At 72.3% G+C, this 7,753-nt stretch carries 6 protein-coding genes; 4 read left to right on the forward strand and 2 right to left on the reverse strand.

Features of this window, described 5'->3' with window-relative positions:
- Positions 1-25 precede the first annotated feature (25 nt).
- Positions 26-1,879 (forward strand): dihydroxy-acid dehydratase, encoded by a 1,854-nt coding sequence (ilvD, locus tag OIE12_RS18400; RefSeq protein WP_329136699.1) that lies wholly within the window; start codon positions 26-28, stop codon positions 1,877-1,879.
- Between the two features lie 316 nt (positions 1,880-2,195).
- On the opposite strand, the gene OIE12_RS18405 is transcribed toward ilvD, so the two are convergent.
- Complete coding sequence (locus OIE12_RS18405) at positions 2,196-4,358, reverse strand: protein kinase domain-containing protein (RefSeq protein WP_329136701.1); 2,163 nt, start codon at positions 4,356-4,358, stop codon at positions 2,196-2,198.
- Between the two features lie 143 nt (positions 4,359-4,501).
- Here OIE12_RS18405 and OIE12_RS18410 point away from each other — a divergent pair, with 143 nt between their 5' ends.
- From OIE12_RS18410 to proC, 3 genes are all read left to right on the forward strand, one after another.
- The gene (locus OIE12_RS18410) at positions 4,502-4,861 is read left to right on the forward strand and encodes an SH3 domain-containing protein (RefSeq protein ID WP_329136703.1); all 360 of its coding nucleotides are present in this window, start codon (positions 4,502-4,504) and stop codon (positions 4,859-4,861) included.
- 60 nt (positions 4,862-4,921) lie between these two features.
- Positions 4,922-5,464, forward strand: a complete 543-nt coding sequence (locus OIE12_RS18415; RefSeq protein ID WP_329136706.1) for an EamA/RhaT family transporter — start codon at positions 4,922-4,924, stop codon at positions 5,462-5,464.
- 360 nt (positions 5,465-5,824) lie between these two features.
- Positions 5,825-6,637, forward strand: coding sequence for a pyrroline-5-carboxylate reductase (gene proC, locus OIE12_RS18420; protein WP_329136708.1), 813 nt, complete (start codon positions 5,825-5,827; stop codon positions 6,635-6,637).
- A gap of 66 nt (positions 6,638-6,703) precedes the next feature.
- Here the strand turns inward: proC and trpS are convergent, their stop codons facing one another.
- Positions 6,704-7,702: a tryptophan--tRNA ligase gene (gene trpS, locus OIE12_RS18425; protein ID WP_329136710.1), complete on the reverse strand. Its 999-nt coding sequence runs from the start codon at positions 7,700-7,702 to the stop codon at positions 6,704-6,706.
- Between the last annotated feature and the right edge of the window lie 51 nt (positions 7,703-7,753).

The raw sequence follows: 7,753 nt of genomic DNA on the forward strand, positions 1-7,753 counted from the left end.
TAACTCTCCGAAGGAGCGAGCGACGATGCCCGAGCTGAGGTCCCGCACAGTCACCCACGGCCGCAACATGGCGGGCGCCCGCGCCCTTATGCGCGCCTCCGGTGTACCCGGCGCGGACATCGGCCGCAAGCCGATCATCGCGGTCGCCAACTCCTTCACCGAGTTCGTGCCCGGCCACACGCACCTGCAGCCGGTCGGCCGGATCGTCTCCGAGGCGATCAGCGCGGCCGGCGGCATCCCGCGCGAGTTCAACACGATCGCCGTCGACGACGGCATCGCGATGGGCCACGGCGGCATGCTCTACAGCCTGCCCTCGCGCGACCTGATCGCGGACAGCGTGGAGTACATGGTCGAGGCCCACTGCGCCGACGCCCTGGTCTGCATCTCCAACTGCGACAAGATCACCCCGGGCATGCTGATGGCCGCGCTGCGCCTGAACATCCCGACGGTCTTCGTCTCCGGCGGGCCGATGGAGTCCGGCCGCGCCACCCTCGTCGACGGCACGGTCCGCACGCTCGACCTGGTCGACGCGATCTCCGACGCCGTCAACGACAAGATCTCCGACGAGGACATCCTCCGCATCGAGGAGAACGCCTGTCCGACCTGCGGCTCGTGTTCCGGCATGTTCACCGCCAACTCGATGAACTGCCTGACCGAGGCCATCGGCCTCTCCCTCCCCGGCAACGGCTCGGTCCTCGCGACCCACACGGCCCGCAAGGCGCTCTACGAGGACGCCGCGCGCACGGTGATGGACATCACCCGCCGCTACTACGAGCAGGACGACGACACGGTCCTGCCGCGCAACGTCGCCACGTTCGCCGCGTTCGAGAACGCCATGGCGCTCGACATCGCGATGGGCGGCTCCACCAACACGATCCTGCACCTGCTCGCCGCCGCCCAGGAGGCGGGCGTCGAGTTCGGCCTGGAGCACATCGACGCCGTCTCGCGCCGTGTGCCGTGCCTGGCCAAGGTCGCCCCGAACGTCGCCAAGGACCGCACGTACTACATGGAGGACGTGCACCGCGCCGGCGGCATCCCCGCCCTCCTCGGCGAACTGCACAGGGCCGGCCTGCTCAACGAGGACGTCCACTCGGTGCACAGCCCCTCGCTGGCCGACTGGCTCAAGACCTGGGACGTGCGCGGCGGCTCCCCGTCCCCCGAGGCGGTCGAACTGTGGCACGCGGCCCCCGGCTGCGTCCGCTCCGCCGAGGCCTTCTCCCAGTCCGAGCGCTGGGAGGCGCTGGACACCGACGCCGAGGGCGGCTGCATCCGCTCCGCCGACCACGCCTACTCCAAGGACGGCGGCCTCGCCGTCCTCAAGGGCAACCTGGCGGTCGACGGCTGTGTCGTGAAGACGGCCGGTGTCGACGAGTCCATCTGGACGTTCGAGGGTCCCGCGGTCGTCTGCGACTCGCAGGAGGAGGCCGTCGAGAAGATCCTCACCAAGGGGATCAAGGACGGCGACGTCGTCGTCATCCGCTACGAGGGTCCCAAGGGCGGGCCCGGCATGCAGGAGATGCTCTACCCGACCTCGTACCTGAAGGGGCGCGGCCTGGGGAAGAGCTGCGCGCTCGTCACCGACGGCCGCTTCTCCGGCGGCACGTCCGGCCTGTCCATCGGCCACGCCTCGCCCGAGGCGGCGTCCGGCGGCACGATCGCGCTCGTCGAGGACGGCGACCGGATCCGCATCGACATCCCCGGCCGCACGATCGAACTCCTCGTCGACGACGCGGAACTCACCCGGCGTGCCGAGGCCCTCGACGGCGCCTACGCCCCCCGCAACCGCGACCGCAAGGTCTCCACGGCCCTGCGCGCCTACGCCGCCATGGCGACGAGCGCCGACAAGGGCGCGGTGCGGGACGTGACGAAGCTCGGCTGAGCCACCAGAGGCTTCCTCGCCCCCATCGTCTCCAGGGGCTCCGCCCCCGGACCCCCAAAAGATCGCGCAGTTCCCCGCGCCCCTGAAACAGGGACGCGGGGCTGTGTCTTCCGCGCGGCTGCGCCGCGGGGTCGCGAGTCACCCACCGTGCCCCGTAAGGGGCGCGGGGAACTGCGCGATCAACCCCCACCCACCCGCACGTGACACACAACCCCACCCACCCGAGCTCTCCCGGGGTCCAAGGGGCGGAGCCCCTTGTCAAGGATGGGACGGGTAGGGGCGGCGGGGGCGAAAAAAATTCACGCGAACCCCACCCTCACCACCCGGAGGGATCCCGCACCCCCACCCCGAACACCACCCCGTCCGGCGCCGCCCCCACCACACGCTCCCCCACCACCACCGGAACCCCCAAGGCCCCCGGCAGGGACCCCCGCACGCCCCCCATCCGCACGTCCGTCTGCCCCACCACAGTCCCCCGCCCCACATCCACCGCCACCAACCGCCCGTCCGCCGCCATGAAGTACAACCGCCCCCCGGCCACCACCGGCGCGGACGCCAGACTCACAGCCGTCTCCAACCGCCAAAGCTGCCGGCCCCCGGCCTCACCCCCGGCCTCACCCCCGGCCCCACCACCGTCACCCCCCGCATCCATCCCGACGGCCACCACCGCACCCCCACTGGCCAGCAGATACACCACCTCCCCCCGCACCACCACCTGCGCCCCCGGCAACGGGTACCGCAAGGCAACCCGCCGCACCGCCCCGCTCACCACCTCGTACCGCACCACCGCATCCGTGTACGACGAGGAGTCCGTGGAGGTGAACCACACCGCCCCACCCCGCGCCCCCACGACGGTCAACGCCCCGTCCATCCGCCACCGCGCCCGCACACCCCCGGTCTCCGGGTCCACGGCGGTCACCGTGGTCCCACCCCGGCCGGCGCCACTCGTGACATACGCGAGCCCGTCCCCGTAGACCCGGAACGTCGGCAACGACAGCCCCCGCACCGCCCGCCGCCACTTCACCGCCCCGGTCGCGGAGTCCAGCGCGGTCACCCTCGAGTCGGCACCGGTGAGCAGCACGACACCGCCCGCGTGCGCGACCCGCCCCGCGTACGCGGTGATGTCCCGGCTCCACCGCGTCCTCCCCGTCGCGGGATCGAGCGCGGTCAGCCGCTTCCCGCCCTGCCCGACGACATGCAGCAACCCCCCGGACAGCACCGGCGTCCCGGCCCCCGCGCCGGCCTCGCCCGCACGTACCCACAGCGTGTGCCCGTCGTGGGGATCGACGGCCGCCGCCAGCACCCCGTCCCGCGTGCAGTACAGCCGCCCGCCCCCGGCCACGCAGTGCGCCATACCGCTCGCCGCGACACCGGACGACGCGTGCAACGTCACGGCCCACGGCCGGACGTCACTCCCCGCCGAAGTCCCACTCCGCGGCTCGCCACCCCCCGCCCCGGACCCGACGAGCACGCCGACACCACCACCCACAACAGCGAGCACCAGGGCGACCACACCCCCCACCACCCACAACCGCCGCCGACGCGACGGCCTCCTGACCCCCTCCGCACGCTCGTCCGACGGCTCCTGAACCTCGCTCTCGAAGGGAGACGCCTCCCGCTGCGCCGGTATGAACGCCTGCGTGTCGTACGAGGCGGACACCGACCGCAGGGCCGTCATCAACTCGTCCGGCGTCGGCCGGTCCTCCGGCTCCTTGGCCAGACAGCGTGCGACGAGCCCGGCGAGCTCCTCCGGCACACCTGTCAAGTCCGGCTCGTCGTGGACGACTTGATATGCCACCAGATACGGACTGTCGGAGTGGAACGGCCCTCGCCCCGTCGCCGCGTGCACGAGTACGGACCCCAGCGCGAAGACGTCCGCGGCCGGCCCCACCTCCCGCGGCCTGCGGAACTGCTCCGGCGCCATGAACGGCGGCGTGCCGATCAACTTGCCCGTCTCCGTGTGCAGTTCGCTGTCGGAGGGCCGGGAAATGCCGAAGTCGATGACTTTGGGGCCGTCCTCGGCGAGCAGGACGTTGCTGGGCTTCAGATCCCGGTGCACGACGCCGACACGGTGGATGTCCCGCAGCGCCTCGGCGAGCCCCGCCATCAGCCGGCGCAGCCGCGCCGCGGGCAGTGTGCCGTTCCGCTTCACATGCTCGGCGAGGGTCGGCCCGGGGATGTAGAGCGTCGCCATCCACGGCCGCCCGGCCTCCGGATCGGCGTCGACGACGGACGCCGTGAACGCCCCGCTGACCCGCCGCGCGGCCGCGATCTCCTGCCGGAACCGCCCCCTGAACTCCGGATCCTGGGCGTACCGCGCGTGCACCACCTTCACCGCGAGGCGCAGCCCCGAGGTGGACCGGGCGAGATGGACGACACCCATGCCACCGGAGCCGAGCTCGCCCTCCAGCCGGTACTGGCCGGCGTAGCTCGGACGTTCCGCTTCCGGTTCGGTACCGGCGTTGCGCCGTGGCGGCATCAGTCACTCCTGTGCTCGCGTCCGCATACGCGACGCGCCGAGCCTAGTCGATGCTGCGTACGAATCCCGTGGGGCTTGCTAGCCTCGGCGGCGCCAGAGTGATTGGCGTGAATTTTTCTCAACTCGCATACGGGGGAGGCCATATGGCCACGGAAGAGATCACACCGGAGTCCGTGCCGACGGCACCGGCCGCACTCGCGGTGGAGCCGGTGGGGGAGTCCGCGGGGGACGCGGTGGTGGCGAGCGCGGCGGCGACGAAGCTGTACCCGATCGCCCCGGGCGTCGAGCTGCACGTCCGCAGCGGACCGGGCGTGAACTACACCATCGTCCGCACGCTGCCCGCCGGCACGAGCGTCCCGATCATCTGCCAGCGCTCGGGCGACTCGGTCAGCGGCTACTACGGCACGTCGAAGATCTGGGACTGCATCGGCAACGCGCAGTTCGTCTCCGACGCGTACGTCAAGACGGGCAGCGACGGCTACGTCGCCCCGCGCTGCTCCTGATCACCCCTGCCGCCCGCCCCTCCCCGGAGGGGCGGGCGACGGCGGAGCGATAATCAAACGGTGAGCGAACGAACCGGACGAACCGAACGCGGGACCACGGGGTACGGCCGGCCGGAGCCCCGGACCGGCACCGGCCCCCGCCCCGAACCCCTCCGCTTCTTCGGCACCACCTGGGTCGACCACGACCCCGGCCTCCGCGGCTACACCGCCCGCCGCGCCGCCGTGTCCGCCGGCTCGCTCGTCGCGGCCGCCCTGGGCTGCCTCGTCCTGCGCTTCGCCTACGAGGGGCTGCGCATCGCCGATGTCGGCAACCTGGTGAGCGTGCTGATCGTCGTGATGTTCGCGGTGTGCAGCGCACTGGCGTTCAGCCACACCTGGGGCTCCTTCACCCGCCGCCCCGACCCCGAACGCCAGGCCTCCCTCCGCGGCCTGCTGGCCATCGGCTTCATCGGCTCGCTCCTGGCCTACTTCGCCCGCTCCTTGAAGGAAGCCCCCGGCGAGTCCCTCCACCGCCAGGAATACGAGACAGCCCGCACCCGCCACACCCAACGCACCACCCGCCGCACAGGCAACCCGTCCAAGAAACGCAAGGGCAAGGGGTGAAACCCATCGGGGGTTCAGGGGGCGGAGCCCCCTAGGGGCCGCCTTGTATGGGGCCTGGGGGCGGAGCCCCTCACGTCTGTCGGGGTGCAGGGGCGGAGCCCCGCGGGGGTGCAGGGGGCGAAGCCCCCGCCGGGGCACGGGGCGGAGCCCCGCACCCACCCCACCCCACCCCTCGGGGTCGAAGGGGCGGAGCCCCTGGAGGACGGGAAGGGTAGGGGCGGCGGGGGCGAAAACCCTCCCCAGCCACACCGCCCCACCCCCCCCCGTCCGCCCACCGGACACAACCCCCCACCCGCACCCCCCGGTGCAAAGATGACCAAAGACGACGACACGCCGCACCCCCGGAGGGCACCCCACGCCATGACCCAGAAAGTCGCAGTCCTCGGCACCGGCAAAATCGGCGAAGCCCTGCTCAGCGGAATGATCCGCGCCGGCTGGCCCCCCGCCGACCTCCTCGTCACCACCCGCCGCCCCGACCGCGCAGAAACCCTCCGCACCCGCCACGGCGTCACCCCCGTCACCAACGCCGAGGCCGCCAAGTCCGCGGACACCCTCATCCTCACGGTCAAACCGCAGGACATGGGCACCCTCCTCACCGAACTCGCCCCCCACACCCCCGCCGACCGCCTGGTCATCAGCGGCGCCGCCGGCATCACCACCGCCTCCATCGAGGACCGCCTCACCCCCGGCACCCCCGTCGTCCGCGTCATGACGAACACCCCCGCCCTGGTCGACGAGGCCATGTCCGTCATCTCTCCCGGCACCCACGCCACCCCCGCCCACGTCGCCCACGCCGAGGAGATCTTCGGCGCCGTCGGCAAGACCCTCCAGGTCCCCGAGTCGCAGCAGGACGCCTGCACCGCCCTCTCCGGCTCCGGCCCGGCGTACTTCTTCTACCTGGTCGAGGCCATGACGGACGCCGGCATCCTGCTCGGCCTGCCCCGCGACAAGGCCCACGACCTCATCGTCCAGTCCGCGATCGGCGCCGCGACGATGCTCCGGGACAGCGGCGAACACCCCGTGAAGCTCCGCGAGAACGTCACGTCCCCCGCCGGCACCACGATCAGCGCGATCCGCGAACTCGAGAACCACGGCGTCCGCGCCGCACTGATCGCGGCCCTGGAGGCCGCCCGCGACCGCAGCCGCGAACTGGCCTCCGGCAGCAACACCTGACGCCCCCGCTCCCGGGGGCGCCGCACCCGCGCGGCACCCCCGGGACGGACGGGGCGGACGGCGCGCTCACCCCGCCGGCAACAACCCGATCGCCCGGTACGCCGCGTCGACCCGGGGCCGGGCCACCTCCCGGGCCCGCTCGGCCCCCACTCGCAGTACCCCCTCCACATACGCCGGATCCGCGCACAACTCCCGATGCCGCTCCCGCACCGGCCGCAACACCTCGACCACCGCCTCCGCGACATCGCGCTTCAACGCCCCGTACGAGTCGTACGCCGCCGCCAACTCCGCCGGCTCCTCACCCGTGCACGCCGCGAGGATCTCCAGCAGATTGGCCACCCCCGGCCGCTCCACCCGGTCGTAGACCACGTCCCGCCCACTGTCGGTGACCGCCCGCGCCACCTTCTTCCGCACGGCCTCCGGCTCGTCGAGCAGATAGACGACCCCCGGCCCGACGTCGTCGCTCTTGCCCATCTTGGACAGCGGGTCCTGCAGACTCATCACCCGCGCCGCCACCTGCGGCCGGACGGCTCTCGGCACCACGAACGTGTGCCCGTACCGCTGGTTGAACCGCACCGCGAGATCCCGCGCCAGCTCGACGTGCTGCGCCTGGTCGTCGCCGACCGGCACGTCGTCCGTCCCGTACGCCAGGATGTCCGCCGCCATCAGCACGGGATACGTCAGCAAGGACAACCGCACACTGCCGCCCCGCTCCCGCTCCCGCACGGACTTCTCCTTGTACTGGATCATCCGCCGCATCTCCCCGTCCGTCGCCACGCACTCGAGCAGGTACGACAGCCGGGCGTGTTCGTCCACATGACTCTGGACGAACACGGTGCACAGCGCGGGATCGAGCCCCGCCGCCAGCAGCAGCGTCGCCGCCTGCCGGCTGAGCCGTCGCACCCGCGCCGGATCGTGGTCGACGGTCAGCGCGTGCAGATCGACGACGCAGAAGAACGCGTTCGCCGCATGCTGGTCCACCTCGGCCCACCGCCGTACGGCGCCCAGGTAGTTCCCCAGCGTCAGATGCCCCGTCGGCTTGATCCCGCTGAAGATCCTCGTCATCTCTCCTACCTCCCGGTCGAGGCCGCCGCACCGGTCGGCCGGCCCCCGGGA

It is taken from the genome of Streptomyces sp. NBC_00670, from assembly GCF_036226765.1.
In the GTDB taxonomy this organism is placed as follows: Bacteria; Actinomycetota; Actinomycetes; order Streptomycetales; family Streptomycetaceae; genus Streptomyces.